Source organism: Kolteria novifilia, assembly GCA_007748055.1.
Classification (GTDB): domain Bacteria; phylum Planctomycetota; class Planctomycetia; order Kolteriales; family Kolteriaceae; genus Kolteria; species Kolteria novifilia.
On record CP036279.1, the window covers coordinates 4,676,428 to 4,701,338 of the forward strand.

Annotated in this window: 18 protein-coding genes; 12 read left to right on the forward strand and 6 right to left on the reverse strand. The window is 61.8% G+C overall.

The features are described from left to right. The first annotated feature begins 208 nt into the window (after positions 1–208). The 3 genes from Pan216_RS17185 to Pan216_RS17195 all read left to right on the forward strand — a co-directional run bounded on the left by Pan216_RS17185 (position 209) and on the right by Pan216_RS17195 (position 5,329). Positions 209–1,465: a sulfate adenylyltransferase gene (locus tag Pan216_RS17185; RefSeq protein ID WP_145259703.1), complete on the forward strand. Its 1,257-nt coding sequence runs from the start codon at positions 209–211 to the stop codon at positions 1,463–1,465. Between the two features lie 524 nt (positions 1,466–1,989). Beyond that, positions 1,990–3,954 carry an acyl-CoA dehydrogenase family protein gene (locus tag Pan216_RS17190; protein WP_145259705.1) on the forward strand — a complete coding sequence of 655 codons (1,965 nt, stop codon included), beginning with the start codon at positions 1,990–1,992 and terminating at the stop codon, positions 3,952–3,954. Positions 3,955–4,153: 199 nt separating this feature from the next. Continuing rightward, the gene (locus Pan216_RS17195; protein WP_145259707.1) at positions 4,154–5,329 is read left to right on the forward strand and encodes an ACP S-malonyltransferase; all 1,176 of its coding nucleotides are present in this window, start codon (positions 4,154–4,156) and stop codon (positions 5,327–5,329) included. Positions 5,330–5,647: 318 nt separating this feature from the next. On the opposite strand, the gene Pan216_RS17200 is transcribed toward Pan216_RS17195, so the two are convergent. Next, positions 5,648–6,199, reverse strand: a complete 552-nt coding sequence (locus Pan216_RS17200; RefSeq protein ID WP_145259709.1) for a hypothetical protein — start codon at positions 6,197–6,199, stop codon at positions 5,648–5,650. A gap of 259 nt (positions 6,200–6,458) precedes the next feature. On the opposite strand from Pan216_RS17200, the gene hisG reads away from it, so the two are divergent. The 5 genes from hisG (at position 6,459) to Pan216_RS17225 (ending at position 13,765) form a co-directional block, all read left to right on the forward strand. Next, the gene (hisG, locus tag Pan216_RS17205) at positions 6,459–7,340 is read left to right on the forward strand and encodes an ATP phosphoribosyltransferase (protein WP_145259711.1); all 882 of its coding nucleotides are present in this window, start codon (positions 6,459–6,461) and stop codon (positions 7,338–7,340) included. 494 nt (positions 7,341–7,834) lie between these two features. Beyond that, positions 7,835–8,233 carry an adenosylmethionine decarboxylase gene (gene speD, locus Pan216_RS28460; protein WP_419193688.1) on the forward strand — a complete coding sequence of 133 codons (399 nt, stop codon included), beginning with the start codon at positions 7,835–7,837 and terminating at the stop codon, positions 8,231–8,233. Positions 8,234–8,295: 62 nt separating this feature from the next. Continuing rightward, a complete protein-coding gene (speE, locus tag Pan216_RS17215; RefSeq protein WP_419192653.1) occupies positions 8,296–9,186 on the forward strand; it encodes a polyamine aminopropyltransferase in 891 nt (296 codons plus the stop codon). A 327-nt stretch (positions 9,187–9,513) separates the two neighbouring features. Further along, positions 9,514–11,130 carry a hypothetical protein gene (locus Pan216_RS17220; RefSeq protein WP_145259716.1) on the forward strand — a complete coding sequence of 539 codons (1,617 nt, stop codon included), beginning with the start codon at positions 9,514–9,516 and terminating at the stop codon, positions 11,128–11,130. A 595-nt stretch (positions 11,131–11,725) separates the two neighbouring features. After that, positions 11,726–13,765, forward strand: a complete 2,040-nt coding sequence (locus tag Pan216_RS17225) for a carboxy terminal-processing peptidase (RefSeq protein ID WP_145259718.1) — start codon at positions 11,726–11,728, stop codon at positions 13,763–13,765. 410 nt (positions 13,766–14,175) lie between these two features. Here Pan216_RS17225 and ilvC read toward each other — a convergent pair whose 3' ends face one another. The 3 genes from ilvC to ndk form a co-directional block, all read right to left on the reverse strand. Further along, positions 14,176–15,180: a ketol-acid reductoisomerase gene (gene ilvC / locus Pan216_RS17230; RefSeq protein WP_145259720.1), complete on the reverse strand. Its 1,005-nt coding sequence runs from the start codon at positions 15,178–15,180 to the stop codon at positions 14,176–14,178. Positions 15,181–15,300: 120 nt separating this feature from the next. Further along, entirely contained in the window at positions 15,301–15,825 is a 525-nt protein-coding gene (gene ilvN / locus Pan216_RS17235; protein ID WP_145259722.1) for an acetolactate synthase small subunit, read from the reverse strand. A 175-nt stretch (positions 15,826–16,000) separates the two neighbouring features. After that, entirely contained in the window at positions 16,001–16,459 is a 459-nt protein-coding gene (ndk, locus tag Pan216_RS17240; RefSeq protein WP_145259724.1) for a nucleoside-diphosphate kinase, read from the reverse strand. 318 nt (positions 16,460–16,777) lie between these two features. Here ndk and Pan216_RS17245 point away from each other — a divergent pair, with 318 nt between their 5' ends. Continuing rightward, positions 16,778–17,113, forward strand: coding sequence for a BTAD domain-containing putative transcriptional regulator (locus Pan216_RS17245; protein ID WP_145259725.1), 336 nt, complete (start codon positions 16,778–16,780; stop codon positions 17,111–17,113). A gap of 221 nt (positions 17,114–17,334) precedes the next feature. Here Pan216_RS17245 and Pan216_RS17250 read toward each other — a convergent pair whose 3' ends face one another. Together Pan216_RS17250 and htpG are read right to left on the reverse strand one after the other, a co-directional pair. Continuing rightward, entirely contained in the window at positions 17,335–17,667 is a 333-nt protein-coding gene (locus Pan216_RS17250; protein WP_145259727.1) for a hypothetical protein, read from the reverse strand. 252 nt (positions 17,668–17,919) lie between these two features. Beyond that, positions 17,920–19,830, reverse strand: coding sequence for a molecular chaperone HtpG (htpG, locus tag Pan216_RS17255; RefSeq protein WP_145259729.1), 1,911 nt, complete (start codon positions 19,828–19,830; stop codon positions 17,920–17,922). A gap of 194 nt (positions 19,831–20,024) precedes the next feature. Between htpG and Pan216_RS17260 the strand changes: the two genes are divergently transcribed. Genes Pan216_RS17260 through Pan216_RS17270 form a run of 3 tightly spaced genes read left to right on the forward strand, consistent with a single transcriptional unit; the run spans position 20,025 to position 24,833 of the window. After that, on the forward strand, positions 20,025–20,750 hold the full coding sequence (locus Pan216_RS17260) for an ABC transporter ATP-binding protein (protein ID WP_145259731.1): 726 nt from the start codon (positions 20,025–20,027) through the stop codon (positions 20,748–20,750). Next, positions 20,750–24,127: an ABC transporter permease gene (locus tag Pan216_RS17265; protein WP_145259733.1), complete on the forward strand. Its 3,378-nt coding sequence runs from the start codon at positions 20,750–20,752 to the stop codon at positions 24,125–24,127. Before Pan216_RS17260 ends, Pan216_RS17265 begins: the two co-directional genes overlap by 1 nt. A 7-nt stretch (positions 24,128–24,134) precedes the next feature. Further along, the gene (locus Pan216_RS17270; RefSeq protein ID WP_145259735.1) at positions 24,135–24,833 is read left to right on the forward strand and encodes a hypothetical protein; all 699 of its coding nucleotides are present in this window, start codon (positions 24,135–24,137) and stop codon (positions 24,831–24,833) included. Positions 24,834–24,911 lie beyond the last annotated feature (78 nt).

The following is a 24,911-nucleotide window of genomic DNA, read 5'->3' on the forward strand; positions in this document are numbered from 1 at the left end:
ATTCCTGAGGTAGTCGTATCGCGAGGGGTGAATCGGGAAGCCCATCGCCCAGGATTATCGTAGTGCTCATTCAACAAAGCGCCAACGACGCCCCCGACAATGGGCCGATGGACAGTTTCTCACCAGCCACGTACAACGCACGGAAGTTTCTCGAGTTTTCGGGCACTTCTCGCCCCATCGCCAAAGACCCTGGAGGTACGACAATTTTATGGCCGATCTGATTGCCCCTCACGGTGGACTCTCCGAGCCGATCTGCCGGACGGTTCCGGAAGCCGAAGTCGCCGACTTCGGAGCGCACGCCGCCGGCTTGACGAAAGTCCCGGTCTCCGGGGCCGATCTTTCGAGCCTCTATCGTTTTGGCGACGGCGGCCTGAGCCCCCTCACCGGACCGATGACCAAGGACGTCTACGATAAGGTCCTCGAGGAAGAGATCATCGTCCAAGACGGCAAGAACTACGCCTGGACGATTCCGATCTCCTTGCCCGTCGACAAGGATCTGGCCGGCTCCCTCAAGGAAGGCCAGGAAGTCGCCCTCGTCAACCAGAACGACGAGGTGGTCGCGACGCTGAAGATCGGCGACATCTTCCCCTGGGACAAAGCCAAATACAACACCTCGGTCTACCTGACCGAGCGGAGCGATCATCCCGGCGCCCGCATCGCGCTGGAAGATCCGCGCGAGTTCCTCTTGGGCGGTGAAGTCCGCGTCCTGCCGCAGCCGAAGAACCCGAGCTTCGGCAAGTACGTCCTCACCCCGCGTGAGACACGCAAGCTCTTCGCCGAGAAGAAGTGGGACAAGACGGTCGCCTTCCAGACCCGGAATCCCCTGCACCGTGCCCACGAATACGCCCTTATCGTCGGCCTCGAGCGGCTGACTCGTGAGGGGCACTTCACCGGCGCGGTCCTCAACCCGCTGATCGGCGAAACCAAGAGCGACGACGTCCCCGCCGATGTCCGGATGAAGACCTACGAGGCCCTCATCGACGGTGGAGCCTTCGGCGAAGGCGACATCGACGACGAACTCTGGAAGGAAAAGGGCCAGAAGTTCAGCGATCACGTCATCCTGCTCGGCCTCGACATCAAGATGTTCTACGGCGGCCCGAAGGAAGCCGTCATGCACGGTATCTATCGTCAGAACTTCGGCTTCACTCACCTGATCATCGGCCGAAAGCACGCCGACGCCCCGTACGATGACGGCGGCGACATCTGGGATCCGCTCGACGCGCAGCGCAAGTTCGACAACCTCAACGGTGAGCTTCTCATCGACCCGGTCAAGGTTGGCTTCGCGGCCTTCTTCGAGGAGATCGGCAAGGTCGGTCTTGTCGACGAGTGCAAGCCCAAGGGCTATCATCCCGTTTCGATCAGTGGTCGCGAACTCCGCACCCAGCTCAAGGCCGGCGAGTTGCCCGATCCCCGCATCATGCGTCGCGAAACCGCCGAGATCCTCATCGCGGCGATGCACGGCTAAACCGCCTCAGGCGGATTGAACCACAACGCAGGCTCCATGGAGTGACCCGTTGGTTGTTCCGTGGAGCCCGCCAACGGGCCGCATCGACGCAGCCGGCGCCGAGCGCCCCCGCGGTCGGGCGACTGACGCCCCGTTGTCCCACGTCGCGCCGGTCCAACCCTCAAATCCGGGTCGTCACAACCCATCTATCCGTAACGTGTTAACACCTCCAATCGCGTCATTTGCCAACGAATCCACGATCTCGGACGTATAATAGAGTCGATGAGGGAGCCTGGGATCCGGCAGCCGCCGACTCGCCAGCGACCTTGTTTTGGGGCTCGGCGCCTCGTTCTCATTTGTCATTTCTTTTGCCGGGCCCCCTCGGCGAGTAGCACCCCCATCACTGACGTGCCGCTCTTGCGCACGATCCGTTCGGTGACGTTCGTTGCCATTCGAGCCTAGCCGCGCTCGCGGTAGTGTCTCATGCTTGTCACCGACCATGGTCCGCGCTTGGGGCGTCACCCTAGCCCAAGGAGGACCAGACCATGAGTCTCGACATGCGCGATGCCGATGCCCGACAAGATGTCATCGACACCTCCGCCCACGAGAGCCCGGCAGAGTCGAAAACCACCTTCGCCGAGGAAGCTCTGCGCCTGGGCGGCAAGAGCGAAACCGAAGTCCGAAAGACCGGCGCCATCGACCGCGCCGACGACGAAGTCGAAGGTCTCTTCGCGCCGCAGTACCAGACCGTCCATAGCCCCGTTCACCGGGCAATTTGGAACGACGAGTTCCCGATCGACTTGTTTCAACCGTCGGGCATACAGCCGGCCCCCGAATCAAACATCGTGATGGAATCCTCCCTCGAGATCGCGCGCCGTCATCGTCGTGCCGGAACGCTCTACGATGAGCGCGGCAAGGTGTCGGAAGCGGTTCTCGGGGAGTTGGGATGCGCGGGGTATTGGGGCCTCCTGGTCGACCGCGAATACGGCGGCCAGGGGGTTCCTTTTGGGATGTTCGCCCCCTTCCTGACACGCATGGCGACCATCGACCCGACCATCGCCGGACTCGCCTCGGTTCACGGCTGTATCGGCGCCGTCGACCCGATCCGGACCTTTGGCACGCCCGAGCAAAAGGCGAAGTACCTGCCTCTGCTCGCGTCAGGGGAACGTCTCTCGGCGTTCGCCCTGACCGAGCCGGGTGCCGGCTCCGACCTGACCGCGCTACGAACTCGAGCGGTGCTCGACGGCGATCACTATGTCGTCAACGGCGAGAAACTCTTCATCACCAATGCGATCTGCGGTCGCACCATCGGCCTGGTCTGCCTGATCGACGACAAGCCCGCGGTCCTGATCGCCGACTTGCCCGAGGAGGAGAACGAGCACTTCCAACTCGTCACCTACGGGCTCTACGCCCTCAAGCATACGAACAACAATGGGCTGCGATTTCGCGACTTCCGCGTTCCGAAGGAGAACCTCCTCAAGCCCGAACGGGGCGATGGGCTGACGGTGGCGTACCATGGCCTCAACCTCGGTCGCGTCGCGCTCTGTGCGACCGCGTCGGGCAACATGCGACTGATGCTCGCCAACATGCTCCCATGGGCTCGCTTCCGACACACCTACGGCGAAGCGATCGAACGGCGTGAACTGGTCCGGCGCCGCCTCGGCAGACTCGCCTCGATGATCGTCGGGAGCGACGCCCTGGTGGCGTGGTGCTCGTGGCTCCTCGATCAAGGCTACCGTGGCGAAATGGAGTGCATCATCGCGAAGATCTTTGGCAGCGAGGCCCAGAAGGACGCCGCCATCGAGCTCTTCATGAAGACCCACGGCGGCCGATCCTTCATTCATGGCCATCTCTTCGGCGACAACGTCCACGAGTTCCTCGCTCCCTGCATTTACGAGGGGGAAGGCGAAATGCTTGGGATGGCCTTCTTCAAGTCACTGGTCAAGGATCACGGCAAAAGGTTCTTTGAACCGATCGGCAAGGCCCTTCAGGAAGCGGGGATCAAGAACCCCAATCCGATGAACCCCGCTCACGCTTGGGCACTGCGGCACGCGATGGTGCCCTACGCGAAGTGGTTCGCGAAGTATCAGTTCTCGCCGAGTCGTTCGGTCGAGCTGCCGCGACTGCCCGGACCACTCACCGCCCATGCCGATTTCGCGGTGAAGCGTCTTCGCAAGGCGGCGGGAGAGATCAGCGGCACGATGCGAAAGCACCAGCTCAAGCTGGCCGATCGTCAGTGCCGCATGGCCGACCTCTCGCAGCGAATCCAGGACACGGTCACGATCCTCGTCACCGCCTTGCATGCGGGGCGGTCCGATAGCGTGACGGTCCAGCTCGCCGCCGACGTCCTTTGCAGCGACTTGCGGAACAAGCTGCTGGGCAGGCGTCCGAGTGATCGCGAGCTGAGATCGGCGACACGATTGGGCGAAATGGTCGCCGAGGGGGGCTTCGCCTCCATCGCGGGCATCGAACCGGACGCGATCCTGATGCCCTACGAGCAGGACGACTGACGGCCTGGTCGCCCATCCGCGTAAAGTCGGTGCCACTGGCTGCTCGCCAGCCGGTGGATGGGCCTTCGAAACAAAGACGAGACTGGCGACGCACTAAGTTGACCGAGGCATCTTCCCGCCAAAGGAAAGTTCGCCTCGGTTGGGCGTAACCGGTATGGCTTGACGTCAAGAGACGGTCCCCGGCAGGAGGGACGAGCGCATGGAGAATCAGTTGAGCAACGGATTCGTCAACAACGGGCTCAAGGCACGGATCGCCGGCTCCGCCTTCGCATTTCGAGGCTACAACGTCACAAATCTCGGCAAGAGTCCCGAACTGCTCGCTCACCCGGCCTATGGCCCAACGGTCAGACGTGTCCTCGACGACGTCTCGGAGATCTGCGCCGACAAGGCGGGGATGGAGTTCGATCTCGTCCGCGACGTTCGCGAACGCCGGGGAACGACGCTCAAGACCTTCGCCCGCGACGTGGCGCTGATCGTCGGCATGGAAATCGCCCAAATCGACCTGCTCAAGGAGTTCTTCGGACTCGGGGTCGGCGACGCGAAGCTGATGTTCGGCTACTCGATTGGCGAACTCTCCGCCCTCGTGGCCGGCAAGGTCTTCGAAGTCGACCAGATCCTCCCGATTCCGGTCGTCCTGGCGCCCGACTGTGCCGAGCTTGCCCGCGACGTCACCATGGGAATTCTCTTCACCCGCGGTCCAGTGCTGCGCATGGAGGAGGTCAAGCGGCTCTGCGTGCAAGTCAGTAGCGAGGGCGAAGGGCTCATCTTCCCCTCGGCCTACTTGGCCCCGAACACGGTCCTGCTCCTCGGCCAGGGCTCGACGATCTCGCGATTCGTCGACTTGATGCACGAGCGTTTTTCCGAAAAGGTCTACCTCAAACGCAACAAGAATCGCTGGCCGCCGATGCACACTCCCCTGCTTTGGGAACGCCACATCGGCAACCGGACCGCGACGATGCTGCACAAGGTCGCCGGCGGCTTCACGGCTCCGATTCCCAAGGTGATCTCCTGCGTGACCGGAGGGGCGACCTACAACGATTTCAACTCCCGCGAGACGTTGACGAAGTGGGTCGACCATCCGCAACTCTTGTGGGATGTCGTCTACAAGACCCTCTCCGAGGGGGTGCATCTGGTCATCCACGTCGGGCCGGAACCGAACCTGATCCCGGGAACGTTTCAGCGACTGCGCACCACGGTCGCCGCTCAGCTCGACAAGCGACTCCTGACGCGGTGGGGCGGCTGGGTCGCCTCGGGGATTGTTCGTCGAAATCCGTGGGTGGGGGCGATGATGTCCTCGAACGCAGCGCTGCTTCACGCGCCATTCGTCGATCAGATCATTCTCGAGGACTGGCTCTTGGAGCAGAAGGTCGAGTAGCGTTCTGGACGATCGGACAATCGGGGCGATGCTGCCGTTTGTCAAAGAAGGGGCGTCTGTTCTCTCAAGGTTGGCCGGTACGCGCGCCTTTCCGCGAAGTGACATCCTCTCCGAATAGTGATCCTCTCCGCATGCCCACTCCGAATAGTGATCCTCTCCGCATGCCCACTCCGAATAGTGATCCTCTCCGCATGCCCACTCCGAATAGTGATCCTCTCCGCATGCCCACTCCGAATAGTGATCCTCTCCGCATGCCCACTCCGAATAGTGGGCATGGGCACCCATGAGAGGATGTCGTCGAGATCCAACAGGTCCCGCTCAGCGTTTGGGTCGTTCGGGTAGCTTGAACTTGGAGAACTTCGACTTCGGGTCGTCCTTGGTGGCCTCCTCGTCCCCGGACGAGAGGGGCTGCGGCATCGGCGGAGGATCGTTCTTCGCGTCGCTCTTGAAGCCGGACGCTTTGCGAAGCTCCTCGAGTTGACGGCGGATGTCGTCGGGATCGACCTTGGAGTTCGCCGCCTCTTTCTCGGCGTTCTTGGCCTCCTCGAGAGCCTCCCGTTCCAACTCTTCGATTCGTTTCGAGATCCGGATCTTCTCCTCTTCGGGAACCGAAGGCGAGTAGAGGTCGATCTCGATCTCCTTGACCTCGCGATTGACGTAAATGTTGTTGATGCTCGTGAAGGGAATCAGGAAGAGTCGCCCGGCGGCGTCTTGCCCTCCCGGTCTGCCCCGGAGCATGACGAGTTCGTCCTCAACGTGGCAGATCTCCTGGACGACGACCTCGATGCCTCCGTTCAAGATGATCATCAGATCGCGAATGTCCTCCGGACGGATCGAGTGGAAGACTTTTTGCCAGGCGGCGCTTTCCAAACCTCATTCTCCCCCGAAAAGAAGTGCTTCGTCGATCCCCGTCGGAGCGTTCGTCGATCGCACGCACGCCCCCGGCGAGTCTCCTCGACCTTTCCAGTTGGCCGAGCGATTTATAATAAACGCCCGCAGGAGCTTCGGCTAGCCGGCGGACGTTCTGCGACAGCCCAACGGCCCGTTGATCTATTCGCCGCCGGCCGCGAACGACCCGATTACATCAACGGACTACAAACCCAAGATCAAGTTGGTATCACCCGCGACCATGAGCGATTCATCCGTGTTAAAGCTTGGTATCCCGGCCGGAAGTCTCCAAGAGGCGACAGGCGAACTCTTTCGACGAGCCGGCTACGATATCCGATTCTCCTCCCGCTCCTACTACCCGAACATCGACGATCCCGAGATCGAGTGCCTGCTCATTCGAGCCCAGGAAATGGCTCGCTACGTCGAGAAAGGGGTCATCGACGCGGGCCTGACCGGCTACGACTGGATCCTCGAGAACCGGGCCGACGTCCACGAAGTGACCGAGCTCGTCTTCTCCAAGGTGAGTCGCCGACCGGTTCGCTGGGTCTTGGCGGTCCCCAACGACTCCCCGATCAAGACGATCAAGGACCTTGAAGGTAAACGGATCGCCACTGAAGTCGTCAATCTGACGACCGACTATCTCGCCAAGCACGGCGTCACCGCGGACGTCGAGTTCTCCTGGGGAGCGACTGAGGTCAAGCCTCCCAAGCTCGCCGACGCCATCGTCGAAGTGACCGAAACCGGATCGTCGCTGCGGGCCAACAACCTGCGCATCATCGACGAGATCCTCCAGAGCACGACACGCTTCATCGTCAATAAGAAGGCCTGGGGAGACAGTTGGAAGCGGACAAAGGTCGAGAACCTCGTGCTGATGCTTCAGGGCGTCTTGGACGCCGAAGGGCGTGCGGGGCTGATGATGAACGTCCACCGTAAGGATCTCGACGAAGTCTTGGAGATCCTCCCCGCCATGGGAAGGCCGACCATCTCGCAACTGGCGGACGACGAATGGGTTGCGCTGATGACGGTGCTCGAGGAGAGCCAGGTGCGCGACTTGATTCCGAAACTCCGTCTGAGCGGCGCGCGCGACATTGTCGAATTTCCGCTCTCAAAGATCATCACCTAGCCGCCGGCACGCGTACCACCCGTAGTCGCCAGGCCGGCATGAAAGACGAGCGTGTGAGGGCACCCTTACGAGGAGTTTGCCGCGGAACCGACGCGCTCTTATAATGCCGAGTCTTGCATCCAACCAATCTCGCGAGGCATCCAGCCGCCTCCGCCATCGATGCGTGCAACAGTCGAGCGGACAACAATGTCCGCTTTGAATAAGTATCGTCCATCGGCGCCGGAAATCGGTCGCCCATGTCGATCGAGCATGACTCCCTCGAACGACGATTCCATGGCCTAGGGGTGAGTTGCCCACTCGGAGACGCCGACTCGGAAACCCGATCGTCGAGTCCCGAGGCGGCGCTGGTCGAATCACGAACGAGAATGGCGTTGTTCTTCGTTCGGTCCTCTGGAATCAACGCGGCATTGCGAAACGGGGCACCACCGATGATGACCGATACCGGCTTGACGATGAAGGAACGCCACCCCGATCCTGGAATCGGATCGCCCAGGATGGACGTCCAACCACTTCCCAATCACCTCGGGCGTCACGTCCTCGGTGAGTATTTTCATTGCGAATCCCTTCCTGACGATACCGAACTTCTCCGCGAACAAATGGAATCGGCCGCTCGCGCGATTGGCGCCACGATCGTCGAATCGGTCTTTCACCGCTTCAATCCCCACGGCCTTTCCGGCGTGGTGGTGATCGCGGAATCTCATCTGGCGATTCACACCTGGCCGGAGCACCGCTGCGCTTCGGTCGATCTCTTCACGTGCAGCACCGAAATCGATCCCCGCGCGGGGTTCGACTATCTCCGCGAAGTCTTTCAAGCGTCGCGATTCAACATCGTCGTGTTGCCCAGGGGAGGGTTGGCGGTTCGGCCCGAGCTGATCACCGCCGTGACCTGCTGATCCTCGTCGCCAACGCCGTTCACACCTCATGTAATCCCGTGGGATTCGGAAGGGGAAGATCCGTGAGTACGTCCGTCCGCGAAATCCTGGTTCCTGGTTGCGACCTGGTCTTTCATGTCGAGAGTGTCCTCGCCGAGGAGACGACTCCGTTCCAGAAGATCGGGTTCTACCAGACCCAGTCCCAGGGCGTACTCATGATGCTCGACAACACCGTGATGCTCACGACGTCCGACGAGTACGTCTATCACGAGATGATCGCGCACGTTCCGCTCTTCGCCCATCCGAATCCGAAACGCGTCCTGGTGATCGGCGGAGGTGATCTGGGTGTTCTCCGCGAGGTGCTGAGACATCCCAGTGTCGAGGAGGTTCATCTCTGCGAGATCGATGGCCGGGTTATCGACTTGTCGCGTCAGTTTCTGCCTTGGGCCGAAGCGGTCGCGATCGATCCTCGAACTACCCTGAATGTCGGGGACGGATTCGCCTTTCTCGAGTCCGATGATCAAGCCGGACGTTTCGACGTGATCATCACCGACTCGACCGACGCGGTGGGAATGCAGGCTCAAGAGCAGGCCTCCCGTCTCTTCACCGAGAGCTACTTCGGCAAGGTGCGCAAAGCCCTCGCCCCGGGAGGCATCGTCGTCAGCCAGTTCGAGTCGGCGTTCCACAACGTCGACTTCATCGCGCGGAACACTCGGCTCTTGCGCGAGCTCTTCGACGTTGTCCACCCCTACACCGCGACGGTCCCGACCTACGTCGGCGGACTTTGGTGCTTCTACTGCGCCTCCGACGAGGTCAATCCTCGGCACGACTTCCGCCAGGAGGACTACGAGCAACTCGCCGAGTCCTCGGAGTTTCAGTACTTCAGCGACGCGATGCACCGCTCGTGCTTCGTGCTCCCGGCTCGGCTACAGCGCAGCATCGAGGCGCAAACGATCAAGTTCGTGCCCGTCTGACGCGACAGGCTTTAGATCACTCTTCCACCTGGCGGCGAGTCAATCCCGGTCGAGGCCCACCAACTCGGCACGGCGATGATCTCCCCGTCGGCGACGTTCTTCCCAATCCACCTCCCCTACCGATCCAGCCAGTACCCAGTCTTCGGCTGGGACCAATCTGTCACAAAACTCCGAATTCCCCCCAAACCGTTGTGATCCGACCAAGCCGGATGACCGATACATGTGGCGGAGCGCCCTTTCTCTCGATTGCGGGGAGATGGTGGGCGTTTCCAGAAGGTTTTGTGGGAACCCTTGGTTCGTCCGAGAAGGCGAAGGAGAAACTCCGCCATGCTGACACCTCGATGCACGGCGTCGATCTTGATGATGCTGGCACTACCGGGACTGACACTTTGTCCCGATGCCGCCCGAGCCGAATCGGTAGTCACGAGTTCGGGTTCGACAACCACCAACGCCGGCGGCACGACCACCGTCGACGCCACGGGAGACGTCTCCGCCGAGAGCGCCCCGGCGATGAAGTTCGCCTCCTGCTGCAGCTCCGGCGACTGTGACAAGGGCTGCTCGAAGGGCTCCTGTTCCACGTGCGAGGAGGGCTGCTGCTCGAAGACCTGCGCGACCGGATGCGAGTCCGAGTGCGGCGGATCTTGCTGCACGGGTGGCTGCGGCCAGAAGAAGTGTTGCGGCAACGGATGCCGTAAGTGCTGCCCCTACCAGGACAACTGGCTCTTCTCGCGCCGCTGTAAAAAGAAGAAGCTCTGCTGTGGACAGCGCCGCGTTCAATACGTGATCGTCTCCGGCGGACAAACCGCGATCGGCAGCATGTGCAACTGGAAGACGGAGAGCGATTTCCAACCCGGAATGCCGAACAGCGACGTCTATGTCGACTGGACGGTCCGCGGCAATCTCTACCCGCGCTCGACCGCGCCGCTGCCCGCCGCCGAGGGCATGAGCGCTCCCGAGGAGATGTCGATGCTCGCCAACAGCGTCCCACCCTCGACCCAGCCGAAAACGATCGGGACGCGAAGCTTCGGTGCCACCACGCCGACCGCGAAGAAGATGGTCGACCAAGCGAACGAGGCCGGTTCGAAAGGGAAGTACGTTCCGATCGAGTTCTCCTCGCCCGAACCTCCCAAGTTGACGACGCTCCCGAAAACGGTCGAGTCGCGACCAACTTTCGGATCGGGTCGCGAGTCCAACAGTCCCCCCGCGCTACCGAGCATCAACAAGCCCGCCCCGATCAACAGCGCGTTGCCCAGCCCGAGCAAGGCGACGGTTTCGCCGAAAAGCCTGGAGCTTCCCAAAACCTCGTCGACTCCGAAGAAGAAGCGAGAGACCAGCGGCCCGAGCTTCAGTTGGTCGCGTACCTCCTCGAAGACAACCAAAACGAAGCCCCAGGAGGTCGTTCGTAGCATCGAAATGGTGACGGTCGAGGAACAACTCGTCGAGAAGAAAGCCGACGCGACGACCCCTGCCGCGACCACCAGCCCGATGGGATCGTTCGAGAAGGTGCGTCGCAAGTTCACGCAGTCGGGCACCAGCGAACCCGCGGCGGTCGTGAAATCCGAACCGACCTTCTCCGCGACGCTCGAAAAGGAAACTAAGCAGGACGCGTTCCGCAAGCCGCGAAAGAGTGGATTCCGTCGGACGCTCAGTCGTCTCTTCAAGTCGGAGGAGAAGCCGGCGGTCTACGAAAGCGAGGCCAAGCCGACGACGACGACGAGCGACGTCATGAAGACTGCGTACTCCCAGCCCCAACCGGCGGTGGCGAAGGAAACCGAGAAGAAGCCGGAACCAAGCTTCTGGGTCACCAACGGAGCGCCGTCCAAACCGGTCTCGATGAAACCGACCACCTCGCGTGCCCCCGAATTGGAGGCCGTTCCGAGCACTCCCGCGGGTTCGAGCAAAGACGCGTGGTCGACCGGCTTCCGTGGCTGGGAAGACCGATAGTCGTTCCCCGGCGGGGCGCCGCGTCGCGGTCGCCTCTCGGCTTGAACTTAGATTGAGGCGGGCCGATCCCCACGGAGATCGTCGCCCGCCAAGTGTACGGGAAGTGGCTCGCCGAACACCTATCTGACCACGCTCCCGCAAAACACCCAGTCCAACGAGACCACGCCGTTGCCCGTCCAAGTCCATTGGAGAGAGTGTCCACACTGGGCACGCCGACCGAACATTCGACACAAAGCATTTCACGGAAAACATTTACAACAACACACCCTCGCCGTCTCTCCCGTTGAACCTGAGATGGTTCGCTCAATGGAGTGGATCGGGAAGGTCAAAAAGCGGGTCTTCCCTTGTGTGGTGATTCGGATTACGATTCAACGGAAGCGCGGAGTTGGAGCGTATTACCTCTTAGCTGCCGCCACTTTCCCGCCCGTGTGAGCGTCGTGGCAAGTGTCATGTTCCGCCGAAAGCTCCCCCAAGCTTTCGGTCATGATGACCCGAGAGTGCCTCTTGACTCTCGGTATGGATCCGAGAGCGCCATTTGACTCTCGGGAGCGATCGAGCTAGGTCCATCAACCCTTGGGTGCAAGGATAAGCAAGTATGAATAGACGTCGCAATCAAGCTGTCGCCTCGTCCGCGGCATTGCTGATCGGTTTGGCATTGGCGATGTCCGCCCGCGCGGACGTGGAACGCGGAGATGCCAAGCTCTCCGATATTGCCAGACGGGTTTGCTTGATCATGCAGCAGGGGCATATCAGCGGGCTTGCGATCGACGACACGATTTCCAGAAGGGTCCACGGACACTTCCTCGAGATGTTCGACCCCCTCAAGCTCTACTTCATGCAAGAGGACATCGACGGCTTCGAGAACGGCGTCCTCAACCACGACGAAGACACTATCCAGGGTGATCTCACCTTCCCCTTCGCGGTCTATCAACGATTCCTCAAACGACTCGATCAGCGCGTCGGCTGGGCGCGTGAGTTCGCCAAGAACGACTTCGACTTCGACAAGGAAGAAGAGATCGTTCTCGATCCCGACACCGCTACGTACGCCAAGACCGAGGAGGAATCCAAGGACCGTTGGCGTCGACGCGTCAAATACGAACTGCTCCAGTTGATGATCGACGGCAAGACCGAAGAGGAAGCTCGCGAACGCATCGATCGCCGCTACCGCAATCACAAGCGTCGCTGGCACCAGATCAATAACGAGGAACTGGCCGAAATGTTCCTCACGTCGGTCGCCAACAGCTTCGATCCCCACTCCGCGTACATGTCGCCGACGACCCTGGAGGACTTCAAGATCTCCATGGAGTTGTCGCTCGAGGGAATCGGGGCCCTGCTCCAGTCGGAGGACGGTTACACGATCGTCAAGGAGATCGTTCCCGGCGGCGCCGCCGACGCTGACGGCCGCTTGAAGCCCGGCGACAAGATCATCGGCGTCGGCCAGGGTGGCGACGGCGAACTGGTCGACATCCGCGACATGAAACTCCGCGACGTCGTGAAGCTCATTCGTGGCAAGGCCGGCACCATCGTCCGGCTCGAGGTCACGCCCGCGAGTTCCGACAAGGCCCAGAACTACGACCTGACTCGTCAGCGCATCGAGCTGAAGGACCGGGCCGCCAAGGGAGAGGTGATCACCCTCCCCGGCACCAACGACATGCAGTACAAGGTCGGCGTCATCAATCTGCCCTCCTTCTACGCCGCCAGCAATCCGGGCAACGCCGATCCCGACGCTCCGAAGTCGGCCACGATCGACGTCCAACGCATCCTCGGTGAATTTAACCAGGAAGGTGTCGACGCCGTCGTGCTCGATCTGCGGGCCAATGGTGGTGGACTCCTGAGTGAAGCGATCGGACTGACCGGTCTCTTCATCGACGAAGGCCCCGTCGTCCAAGTCAAGGGACTCAACAACGAGGTTCAGAGCTACTTCGACGAGTCCCCCGGCGTCGCTTACTCCGGGCCGCTGGTGGTCCTGACGAGCCGATTCAGCGCCAGTGCGTCGGAAATTTTCGCCGGTGCGATCCAGGACTACGGCCGCGGTATCGTGGTCGGCGACTCGCAGACGCACGGTAAGGGCACCGTTCAGCGCGTTATCGACGTCGCTCGCCAGTTCCGCGGCTTCTTCCCCGACATGGGGGCGGTCAAGCTGACGATGCAGAAGTTCTACCGCGTCAACGGCGACAGCACCCAAAACCGCGGGGTCGTCGCCGATGTCGTCCTCCCGTCGATCACCGACCATGAGGACTTCAGCGAGTCGAAGCTCGATCACGCTCTCGAGTTCGACCGGATCCGTCCCGCGCGGTTCAACCAGATGGGGACGATCAACGGCGCGATGATCGCTCAGCTGCAGAAGATGTCGAAGCAGCGTCAGGACTCGGAAGTGAAACTGGCTCAGCTTCACGATCGCAAGAAGCGGGTTCACGATCGCCGTGGCCGCAAGGTGCTCCTCTTCTCCGAGGCAAAGCTTCGCGCCGAGCGTGACCAACTCAGCGACGAGGAGAAGAAGGAACTCGAGGAGCTTCAGAACGAGGATGGCGAGAAGAAGGATAAGCCCTTCGGCGAGGATACCTACACGAAGGAAGTCCTCTCGATCACGTCCGATCTCATTCGCCTGCAAAACGGCGCGTTGACCGCTCGCTAAGAACGTTCTTCCGAGATCGCAAACAACCAAGGGCCTCCGCGATCGCGCCGGGGGCCCTTTCCATTTCTTGATGGCGCCGGACGAACGCGCGATCGGACTGGTTGAGACGCCGTCGAGCGACCGGATCACTCGCCCATCAAAGAGAAGAACCGCTCTCCCCCATGGCGCAAGCGGTCCTCGGTGATTCAAGAAGAGCGGGAACCGACATGTCGGCCCGGCTTGATGAGGGAGGTCTCGTCGACTCACGTTGGCAGTCCGTTGATTTAAGCGGGCCAAGGCGAGAACGAGCTATGTTGGCCAAGAACAAGGAGGAAAAACGCAGGCGAATCCGTAGATTCGTCGCGGTTTTTCAACGCCGAAATTGGTCAAAAGAACCGTTCGCAGCCGGCAGCGAATAGATCAACGGGCTGTTAGACTTCCTTGGAGTCGATCCAGCTCATCATGCGACGAAGGGACTTGCCGACTTCCTCAAGCTTGCTGTCGCGATCGGCTTTGCGCATCTGGTGGAAGACGGGACGGTTGGCTTTGTTCTCGAGGATCCACTCGCGGGCGAACTCGCCGGCTTGGATCTCGTGAAGAATCTTCTTCATCTCCTTGCGGGTCTCCTCGGTGATGATCCGAGGACCACGGGTGTAGTCGCCGAACTCTGCGGTGTTGGAGACGCTGTAGCGCATGTAGTTCAGACCGCCCTGATAGAACAGGTCGACGATCAACTTGAGCTCGTGCATGCACTCGAAGTACGCCATCTCCGGCTGGTAGCCCGCTTCGACGAGGGTATCGAAACCGGCCTTGACCAGAGCGCTGACGCCACCGCAGAGGACGGCTTGCTCGCCGAAGAGGTCGGTTTCGGTCTCCTCGCGGAAGGTGGTTTCGATGACGCCGCCACGGGTGCCGCCGATGCCCTTGGCGTAAGCGAGTCCGATCTTCTTGGACGATTCGCTCGCTCCGTCGCTCAGCGCGATCAGCGCCGGGACGCCGCCACCGGCGACGTACTCGCTACGGACAAGATGGCCGGGACCCTTCGGGGCGACGAGCAAGGCGTCGACTCCCTCTGGGGGAACGACTTGGCCGAAGTGGATGTTGAAGCCGTGCGAGCACATTAGCACGTTGCCCGGCTTGAGGTTCGGCTTGATGTGGGCGGCGTAGACATCGCCCTGGACTTCATCGGGAAGCAGAATGTTGACGACATCGGCCGCTTCGGCCGCCTCGGCGGCGGAGACGGGTGAGAAACCGTGCTCCTTCGCGAGATCGTAGTTCGCCGAGCCGGGGCGCTGTCCGACGACGACATCGACACCGCTGTCACGCAGGTTCTGCGCTTGAGCGTGTCCTTGGCTTCCATAGCCGATGATCGCGACCTTCTTGCCCTTGAGATCCGCCAGGTCGGCATCGTTGTCGTAATAGATAACCAGCGCCATCGTTTGGTTCCTCGTGTTGCTGTCTCTCTTGATGGTAATGGACTTGTAGGTGCTTGATTTGGGGATCGCGGGACGGTCGTCGCGTCGACCACCGGTCCCGTCGATGCCAAGCGGTCGCGACTAGTGCCCGGGTCGATCCCGCTCGAGTTCGGGCGAATCGCAGTCGCCTTCAACGGCACGAACCATCGCGATCCGGCCGGTCCGCGCGAGCTCGAGGATGCCGTAAGGCTTCATGAGGTCGATGAAGGACCGAATCTTCTCTTCGGTACCCGAGATCTCGATCATCAGCGAGCTCGGTCCGACATCGACGATCTTGGCTCGAAAGACCTCGACGAGCTGCCGAAGCTCTCCCCGCTTCTCCGCACACGCGGAGACGCGAATGAGGGTCAGATCACGCTCGACAAAGGCCTCGGAGCTGATGTCCTTGACCTCGACGACGGTGACGATCTTCTCGAGCTGACGACGGACTTGAACCATCGTCGACTCGTCGCCGTGAACGACGACGGTCATGCGCGAGAATTCGTCGACCTCGGTCGGGCCGACCGCGAGGCTGTCGATATTGAAGCCGCGCGACGCCAGCATGCCGGAAACGTGAGCCAGCACACCCGGCTGGTTCTGGACCAATGCGGAGAGAACATGTCTCATCGAAAACACTCTTTCGTAAAGCGAGGCACCGAGCCGTTCTCCCCATCGAGCGGGGTCCGAGGGGCCGGAGCCAAACAGCTATCCTACGTGCCCGACCCGTTGAAGCAACGACGGGGCCTCACGAGAGGTCTTCGAACTCCGGATCGGCCCATGCCGATGTCGGTGGCTCGATCCCTCACGCCAACGCTTCGTTGACCCAAGCTCCGTCGCAAGGCTTGTAGTCCGCCAGTTCCGAATCGCCGAACCAGATCGCGATTTCGCGCTCGGCCGACTCGGGGCTGTCCGACGCGTGAATCAGGTTCTGCTGGGTGCTCAGGGCGAAATCGCCCCGAATCGTGCCCGGCGCCGCCTCGGCCACTTTAGTCGCCCCGACGAGCTTGCGCACCAGCGCGATCGACTCGGGCCCCTCGAGCACCAACGCCACTAGCGGCGAAGAGGTCATGAACGAGCACAGATCACCGAAAAACGGCTTTTCCTTGTGCTCGGCGTAGTGACGATCCGCGATCTCCTGGCTCATGGCCATGTGCTTCATGCCCAGGATCCAGAGTCCCTTCTCCTCGAAACGCGCGATGATCTTGCCGACCAGTCGCCGAGCGACCCCATCGGGCTTGATGAGTACCAACGTCCGTTGCATGTCTTTCCCCTTCCTCGATCCTTCGCGGGCTTCTCGACAACGATTCACAAGCTCGCGGGAAGAGTCGTCTTAGGGTTCAGATCGGGGTCGGTCAACGTACCATGGCGCCACGAGCACCTCCAGTCGCCTGGGCGCGGCGATCTCGGATCTCCTCGCGACCACCCCTTCCCAGCTAAGAGAGGGCCTCACGCCAAGGGGTTCGCCACTTCGCGACGAAACCGGCGGCCTGGCTCGCTAGAATCGAGAAAGGTTGCCGAAGTCACGTGGGATTCCCACACCAAGAGACAGGGCAAGAAACAGACACAGGAGGATCGTGGTATGCCGACAGCCGATGAACTCTACAAGGAAGGCGTCGCGCTCAAGGACGAAAAGAAGTACGAGGAGGCGGTCGCCAAGCTTCAGGAGGCCTACGCCCTCAACGAAAAGGACACGCTTCCTCTTCACGCCCAAGTCCAAGCGCTCACCGAACTTGGGAGACACGAAGAGTCGATCGCGATGGCCAAGAAGATCGTCGACCTGGAGCCGGACGACCAGTTCTCCTACATCGCGCTCTCGCGGGCCTACGTCCGAGCGGAAATGATCCCCGAGGCCGAATACGCGATGATGCAGGGTCAGCAGGCTCAGATGCGTGCCCAAGCGCAGAAGACCAGCTAACGTCCTTGTCGGTCGATTTGGCGCCAAGGAACTCTCTATGGGCGCCCAAGAGAACTCGTGGGTGCCATGCCCCACGCTCGCCGTGGGCATGCGGGGGACGCCCTTGATTCGGCAAGTCCCCATTCGCTCAGGGATCGAGGTTTGAGTGTATGAATATGCCGAATGAGCCCTTGAGATGAACAACGCGGGCCGCCGTCAGCCAATGCTCCGGGACGATCCCCTCAATCCCAGGCCGACGCCTCGGCCATCTCCGGCTCGTCCTCGGCGATATCGGTCACCCATGTCAGGGCCCGATTGCCGTCGGAAGTGATCCGGTAGCAGTTGGCGAGTCGGCCCGGCTCGTCGAAGACGTCCGAGGCGATGCGGGTGTCGATCCAACCTTGGGCGAGGAGCAGCCCGTGCAGCTTGCTCAAGGCCCTTTGGTCGAGATCGCCCAGGGCCATCACCCGGTCGAACCACTCGGCATTCTTGTCGCGGTCCTTGCGTGCCTTGTACTCGGCGAGTAACTGACGCAAATCGAGATCATCTCGAAGCAATGTCAGGGCGCTACGCACTCTCTTCCTCCCGGAGGTCGATTCCCAACATTGATCGGCATTCACCGAGTTAATCTTGGGACCGGCGCCTCGCGGTCGTCGGGTCGTCCGTTTCGCGGCCACTCGTCACCTCTTTAATCGTCACGACCGTTCATTGTTGCCATGGTAGTCGAGCGTTGTCCAAGGGGTCACCTCTTCCGTCCCCCCTTGTCCAAGGGGGGAGCGATTGGAATTCCCTTGGACAACGGGGGAGCAAACCGAGCGTCCTCGCCCTTACTGAATAATCGAGGAACGTCCCGCGGCCGCCTCTTCCATGAGAGTCCGAACTCGATCGACCATCGCGTGGGGATCGGGAGGCGTCCCGTCGAGGATCAGGCAGTTGTCAAAGAGCTGCCGTCCGCACTCCTTGATGAACGTCTCGTTCTCCGGATTGCCGACGAGGGAGGTGAGCCGCTCGATGAGCTTCGCCTTCGGATTGACCTCGAAGATGCGCGGCATCGAGGGGAATTCCTGATTGGCCATCTTCATCAGCTTCTCGAGATGGGAGCTCACCCCGCCCTCGGGATTGACCAGGCAGCAAGGGCTGTCGGTCAACCGCTTCGACTCACGGACTTCCTTCACCCGCTCGCCGAGGATCTCCTCGAAGAGGGTCAGCACCTTGCCGAAGTTCCCTTCGGGCTTTGCCGGCTTGGATGGTTCCTCCCCGTCGGCCTTCGGCTCGTCGGCCGGCTTGGGCTCGTCGCCGGGCAACTCGACGTTCGCGGCATCGATCGAGACGAACGGCTTGTCGTTGTAGTTCATCATCGTCGCGACGAGGAACTCGTCGATCGGATCGAGCAGATACAGCACTTCCAGGCCGCGCTGCTTGAAGACCTCGAGATTCGGGTTGTTGCGAACGACGTCGAGCGTGAAGCCACTCGCGTAGTAGATCTGCTTCTGGTCCTCGGGCATCCGCTCGACGTAGTCGGCCAGTGTCGTCGGCTGCCGCGGGTCGTCGTTGCGCGACGAGGCGAACCGCATCAGCTTGATGATCCGGTCGCGATGCTCGAAGTCGCTGGCGATCCCTTCCTTCATCAGCGGGCCGAATTGCTGCCAGAACTTGAGGAACTCCTCCGGTTGCTCCTCGGCGATCGTCTCGAGCTTGTCGAAGATCTTCCGCAGCAGGACTTGGCCGATCTTGCGAAAGACCGTGTTGTCCTGAAGCGATTCCCGCGAGATGTTCAGCGGCAGATCTTCCGAATCGACGATCCCGTGCAGGAATCGCAAATAGTCGGGCAAGAGCTGGCGGCACTCGCGTTGGACCAAGACGCGCTTGGTGCAAAGTTGCAGTCCGTGCTCGCTGCGGCCGAGCCCCATGCGCTCGATCGACGACGGCGGGCAGTAAAGCAGCGCGTGGAACTGGATCGGCGTGTCGGCGGAGACGTGAAGGTGCCACATCGGCTCTTCGTTGGTCCGATGCGTCAGGTGCTGATAGAAGCCGGTGTACTGCTCGGCGGTCAACTGGCTGCGCGGCTCGACCCAGATCGGCTTGACGTCGTTGATCTGCGCATCGGCCATCTTGATCGGATGCGAGACGAACCCGGAGTAGTCCTTCAGGATCCGCTTGAGCCGGTGCTCGTCGAGCAGTTCCTTGGCGCTCTCCTTGAGATGGAGAATGACCTGAGTGCCCCGCTCCATCGCCTCCACCGGTTCGATCGAGAACGAACCGCTGCCATCGGAGACCCACTCGTGCCCCGCCTTTTCGCGATAGCTTCGCGAGCGGACACGGACCTTGTCGGCGATCATGAACGAGGCGTAAAAGCCGACGCCGAACTGACCGATGAGCGAGACATCCTTCTTCTCGTCGCCGGTAAGCCCTTTCAGGAATTCGAGCGATCCACTCTTCGCGATCGTGCCGAGATTGGCGATCATCTCGTCGTGGGTCATGCCGACGCCGTTGTCGGCGATGATCAGTTCGCCCCCCTCCTCATTGCGGCGAATCTCGATTTCGAGCGTCGCCCCGTCGCGCTGGCTGGCGTCGGTGAGCGCAACAAAACGCATCTTGTCCAAGGCGTCAGAGGCATTGGACACCAGCTCACGAAGCGCGACCTCCTTGCTCTCGTAGAGCGAGTGGGCCAGCAAGTGGAGTAGTCGCGTGATCTCCGCTTGAAAGTTGTAGACTTCTTTCCCGGCTGCTGCAGACATCGTCACCCTCGATCTTCTCCTCGATGCGTTTGTTCATCCGACCCTTGTTCGACGACGGGTAAGTTCCGAGCCAGACGTCGCTAACGACTTGGCGCCCGGAATCTCTAGAGTAGGATCTAGGGGCACGCCAAGCATTCGCCAACCCTCGAACCCGCCAACAATCCGGGACGGTCCGTTGCGAGCAGGAGACGATCGTGTCAGCAGAACCCACCGGTGATCCATCGGAGACGACCCGACTTCTCGTCGAGCGTGTCTCGAAGACCTACCAGTCGGCGACGGGAACGCTTTCGATTCTCGAGGAGGTCGATCTCTCCCTAAGCGGAGGCGACGCGGTCGCGATCATGGGCCCCTCCGGCTCGGGAAAGAGCACCCTGCTCAACATGCTGGGCGGACTCGACACCCCCACTAGTGGCGTGATCCGGGTCAACGACGTCGAACCGGCCTCGATGGGGGCCGCCGAACTTGCGCGCTATCGCAACCGGACCGTCGGCTTCGTCTTCCAAGACCATCATCTGCTGCCGCAGTGCTCGGTCCTGGAGAACGTCCTCATCCCCACGCTCGCCGGCGAGGGTTCGTCCGCCCAGACCGAATCGGTCGCGCGGGACTTGCTCTCCCGAGTGGGGCTCGCCAATCGTCTCGGGCATCGACCATCGCAGCTTTCCGGCGGGGAACGGCAACGCGTCGCGATCGCCCGAGCCCTGATCAACCGTCCCGCTCTGCTGCTGGGAGATGAACCGACCGGCAATCTCGATGCCCAGACGGCCAGCGAGATCGCCGATTTGCTCCTGGAGTTGGCCGAGCAGCATCAAGCCATCCTCATCGTGGTCACGCACAGTTCCGAGCTTGCCGAGCGTCTTCCGCGACGCTTCATGCTAAACGCGGGACGTCTTGACGAAGTCCAAGCGGGGTCGCCAGCCTAATGTCCTGGGTTCGATTGGTTCTCAAGAGTCTCGTCTTCCACGGGGCGATGAACCTCACGATCTTGTTGGGGTGCGCCGTCGGTTCGGCCGTCTTGGTCGGGGCGATGCTCGTCGGCGATTCGATGCGTGGCAGCCTCCGGGCCATGACGCTCGAACGTCTTGGCGGCATCGACCAAGCCCTCGTCACCGATCGCTTCTTCCCGCGAGACTTGCCCCAACGACTCGCTGAAAACCCGGGCTTTTCCAAGGACTTCGCCTCCTCGGCCGCGATTATCTTCGTGCGTGGCTCGGTCACGGCCCCCGACGGCAAGCTCGCCGCGGGCGTCAACTTGATCGGCACGACCGCCGCCTTCTGGGAACTCTTCCCCGATAGCGGCGATCCCGAGAAACTCGCCCAGGAGGTCGTCGCCAACCGCGAACTGATCGACGCGTTGTCGGCCAAGCAAGAGGACCGCTTAATCGCCCGGCTCGAGTCCGCCTCGCCCATCCCCAAGGAGGGCTACATGGGCAACCGCGATCAAGTCGTCAAAGCGATGCCGGTCCTGGTCGGCCGCATCATCCCGAATGAGGGGGTCGGCAGTTTCTCCCTTGAGGCAACGCAACGCCGACCACTCAATCTCTTCGTGCCGATCGAGATGCTCGCGGGAAGCATCGGGCAGAAAGGCCGCGCCAACGGACTCTTCTTGAAGGCCGACTCGTCCGCCGGACGCAAATCCGCCACCGCCGCCGACACAATCCTCGGGCAATCGCTGACTCTGGAGGACTACGGGCTCCGGATCCGCCAGGAGAAGGATTTTCGGCTCCTCTCGATCGAGGATCGCCGCCTCCTGCTCAGTCCCCCCATCGTCAAAGCGATCGGTCAAGCGTGCGACAAGCTCGGGGTCACCCGCCAGGAAGTGCTGAGCTATCTCGCCACCACGATCGCCGTCGACAAGGAGACGGTCCCCTACTCGATCGCCGTCGCCCTCGATCTCGAGTCCAGCCCGCCGCTCGGGCCGCTTTTGACCGATCCTGCCGTCGCCTCCATTCCCGAGGGCAAGATCCTGCTCAATCAGTGGACCGTCGACCGCCTTAAGGCGAAGCTCGGCGATATCGTTCGACTCGAGTACGACGTCGTCGCGACCGACGGCTCGCTTCAACCCGCCGCTCACGAGTTCGAGCTAGCGGGCATCGTCGCGATGAAGGGGCTGGCTCTCGATCGCGATTTTACGCCCGAGTACCCCGGCATCACCAACGCCGACACCTTCGGCGACTGGGATCCGCCCATCCCGATCGACCTCGGCCGAGTCACCAAAGCGGATGAGGCGTACTGGGACGACTATCGCACCAGCCCGAAGGCCTTTGTATCGCTCGCGGAGGGCCAGAAGCTTTGGGGGAGTCGCTTCGGCGACCTCACCACCATCCGCGTCGCGCCTCCATCAGGAGCGAGTCTCGAGGAGTTCGCCCCCCGGCTGGGGGAGGAGCTTCTCCGTTCGCTCAAGCCGGCCGATGCGGGGATGGCCTTCATCCCGGTCAAGTCGCTCGACCTCGCGGCAAGCTCCGGAAGCACCGATTTCGGGCAACTTTTCCTCGCGTTTAGCTTCTTTTTGATCATATCCGCGGCCCTTTTGGTCGGATTATTGTTCCGTTTGGGGCTCGAAACGCGCACGAAACAGATCGGACTGCTCCTGGCGGTCGGGCTTCCGCCCAAGTCGGTTTCGCGACTCCTCCTGGCCGAGGGCCTGATCGTCGCTCTGGTCGGCACCGCCCTTGGGCTCTACGGCGCGGTCCTGTACGCCCAAGGAATGATCGCCGCGCTGGGAAGCTGGTGGCAGGACGCCGTCAGTACGCGTTTCATCGAATTTCACGCGTCGCCGCTCAGTTTCGTGATCGGCGCCGTGGTCTCGGTGCTGATCGCCCTCTTCGCGATGTGGGGCGGCGTCCGCAAAGCGACCCGGCAAGAGATTCCGCAACTGCTGCAACGCGGCATCCTCCTGCCAAGCAAGGTCCGTCAACGACGCTCCCTGATCAGTTGGGGACTCGCGATCGTGGGACTCCTCGGCGGGGTCGCGGTCGCGTTTCTCTCGCCGTCGGAAAACGTCGGAGCCTTCTTCGGGGCGGGCGGGCTACTCCTCGTTGGGTTGCTGGGACTCTTCTCGGCCACTCTCGGCGAGGGAAGCGCTCGCGGCTTCCGGGGCCATGGCCCCCTCGCCTACATGCGACTCGGCATCCGAAATACCGGTCGGCATCCCTTCCGCTCCATCCTCACCGCGACGCTGATCGCATTGGCGACTTTCACCATCGTCGCCGTGGGAGCGATGCGGGTGGGTGGCTCGGTCGACACCAGCCAAAAGTCGAGCGGCAGCGGTGGCTTCCAGCTCGTCGGCCAGACATCGGTGCCGCTCTACCGATCGCTCGCCGATCCCGACAGCCGCTTCGACCTGAACATCTCCGACGACGCCGAGACGATCCTCGAAGAGTCAAAGCTCGCCTCGTTCGCGGTTCGCTCGGGCGAGGACGCCAGCTGCCTCAACGTCTACCAGCCGCGAAACCCGACGCTCTTGGGCGCCGACGCGACCTTTCTCGGGCGGGGCGGTTTCGTCTTCGCGGGCAGCATCGCCGAGACTCCCGAAGAGAAAGAGAGCCCCTGGCTTCTCCTGATGCGCCGGTTCGACGACGGGTCGGTCCCGGCGATCGGGGACGCCAACACACTTCAGTGGATCCTCAAACTCGGCCTCAACGACACCCTGACCGTCCAAAACGCCTCGGGCGAGCCCGTCAAGCTCCGCATCGTCGGTTCGCTCTCCAAGAGCATCTTCCAGGGCGAACTGGTCATCGGCATGGCCGACATGCGTAGCCATTTCCCCTCGGTCGGGGGCAAGTCCTTCTTCCTCTTCGAGACGCCTCCCGGTGTGGTCGAGAAGCTCGGCGAACTGCTCGAGAAGGACCTGAGTGACTACGGCTTCGTCGCCCAAACCAGCGCCCAGCGGCTCGCTGACTTCGCGGCGGTCGAACACACTTACATGGCCGCGTTCCAGACGCTCGGAGGTTTCGGACTGCTACTCGGAACGATTGGGCTTGGGGTCGTGTTGGTGCGTAACGTCATCGAGCGGCAACGCGAATTGGCGCTTTTGCGGGCGGTCGGCTTTCAACCGTCGGCGATCGGCTGGATGGTGATGGCCGAGAACGTCTACCTCTTGGGAGCGGGACTGCTCAGCGGGGCGATCTCGGCGGGAGTCGCGGTCGCACCGACAGTGCTGCAAGTGCGCGGCCATTCGCCCATCCCGAGTCTCGCGTTGACCCTCCTGGCCGTCTTCGCGGTCGGCCTGGTCAGTGGGATCGCGGCGGTCGCGGTGGCAGTGCGGACGCCCATCCTTCCCGCCCTTCGTTCGGAGTGATCGCTTCATGCAGGGAAAAGGATTTCGTCGGCTCCTGATCTTCCTGGTGCCGGGACTTCTGCTTTGCCTCATCGTCCTCGGCTGGGGCTTCTTCGTTCAGCCGCCACGCTACGAGATCGCCGAGTGGAAGGGCCGCTGGACCGAGCCCAAGTTCCCCAGCGGCACCTACAAGAGCTGGCGACCCGATGGCGATCTCATCATCGGCGAGACCGAGGGCTGGCCCCACAAGCACCCGCGAGCCAACAGCTATCTCGTCTACGACGAGGAGGTCAACGGCGATGTCGACGTGACGATGCGGGTGGTCTTCGAGCGGGGGCGGTACCTAGGGTGCTATCTCTGCTTCGATCCGGAAACGAGCACCGGCTATTGGCTCTCCACGGGGCATGCCGTGGGGAAGAACCCGAACAAAGCCTACATCAAGAAGTTCTTCGGCCCTCGCGAGTTCCCCGTCCAGGAGCGCGGACCGCTCGAAATCAACCCGGGCCAGGAGTACACGATCACCTTCCGTCGCCGCGGCGACGCGTTGGCCGTCATCGTCGATGGCAAGACGATCGTCTCGTGGGAGGACGGCGCCTACCGCCGTGGACAGGTGCGGCTCCGGCTGCACAACACCAAGCTCGAGATCCTCTCGCTCGAAGTCCTCAAGGGGAAGCGGCAGGAGCCGTCGGAAGGTAGTGTGGCCCCTCAGGACGAGCTTATTCCATAGGCTCGATTTCGACTTCTTACTGAGCGACGAACCCGGCGCACGTGCGACGCACCTCAATCTCTGTGTCAGCTTCCACAC

What these genes read in the sequence shown, in the direction of transcription:
- Pan216_RS17190 (WP_145259705.1), top strand. Translation starts at nt 1,990, where the DNA reads ATGAGTCTCGACATGCGCGATGCCGATGCCCGACAAGATGTCATCGAC.
- speD (WP_419193688.1), top strand. Translation starts at nt 7,835, where the DNA reads ATGGACGTCCAACCACTTCCCAATCACCTCGGGCGTCACGTCCTCGGT.
- ilvN (WP_145259722.1), bottom strand. Translation starts at nt 15,825, where the DNA reads ATGAGACATGTTCTCTCCGCATTGGTCCAGAACCAGCCGGGTGTGCTG.
- Pan216_RS17265 (WP_145259733.1), top strand. Translation starts at nt 20,750, where the DNA reads ATGTCCTGGGTTCGATTGGTTCTCAAGAGTCTCGTCTTCCACGGGGCG.
- htpG (WP_145259729.1), bottom strand. Translation starts at nt 19,830, where the DNA reads ATGTCTGCAGCAGCCGGGAAAGAAGTCTACAACTTTCAAGCGGAGATC.
- Pan216_RS17220 (WP_145259716.1), top strand. Translation starts at nt 9,514, where the DNA reads ATGCTGACACCTCGATGCACGGCGTCGATCTTGATGATGCTGGCACTA.
- Pan216_RS17185 (WP_145259703.1), top strand. Translation starts at nt 209, where the DNA reads ATGGCCGATCTGATTGCCCCTCACGGTGGACTCTCCGAGCCGATCTGC.
- hisG (WP_145259711.1), top strand. Translation starts at nt 6,459, where the DNA reads ATGAGCGATTCATCCGTGTTAAAGCTTGGTATCCCGGCCGGAAGTCTC.
- Pan216_RS17195 (WP_145259707.1), top strand. Translation starts at nt 4,154, where the DNA reads ATGGAGAATCAGTTGAGCAACGGATTCGTCAACAACGGGCTCAAGGCA.
- Pan216_RS17270 (WP_145259735.1), top strand. Translation starts at nt 24,135, where the DNA reads ATGCAGGGAAAAGGATTTCGTCGGCTCCTGATCTTCCTGGTGCCGGGA.
- Pan216_RS17225 (WP_145259718.1), top strand. Translation starts at nt 11,726, where the DNA reads ATGAATAGACGTCGCAATCAAGCTGTCGCCTCGTCCGCGGCATTGCTG.
- ndk (WP_145259724.1), bottom strand. Translation starts at nt 16,459, where the DNA reads ATGCAACGGACGTTGGTACTCATCAAGCCCGATGGGGTCGCTCGGCGA.
- Pan216_RS17245 (WP_145259725.1), top strand. Translation starts at nt 16,778, where the DNA reads ATGCCGACAGCCGATGAACTCTACAAGGAAGGCGTCGCGCTCAAGGAC.
- ilvC (WP_145259720.1), bottom strand. Translation starts at nt 15,180, where the DNA reads ATGGCGCTGGTTATCTATTACGACAACGATGCCGACCTGGCGGATCTC.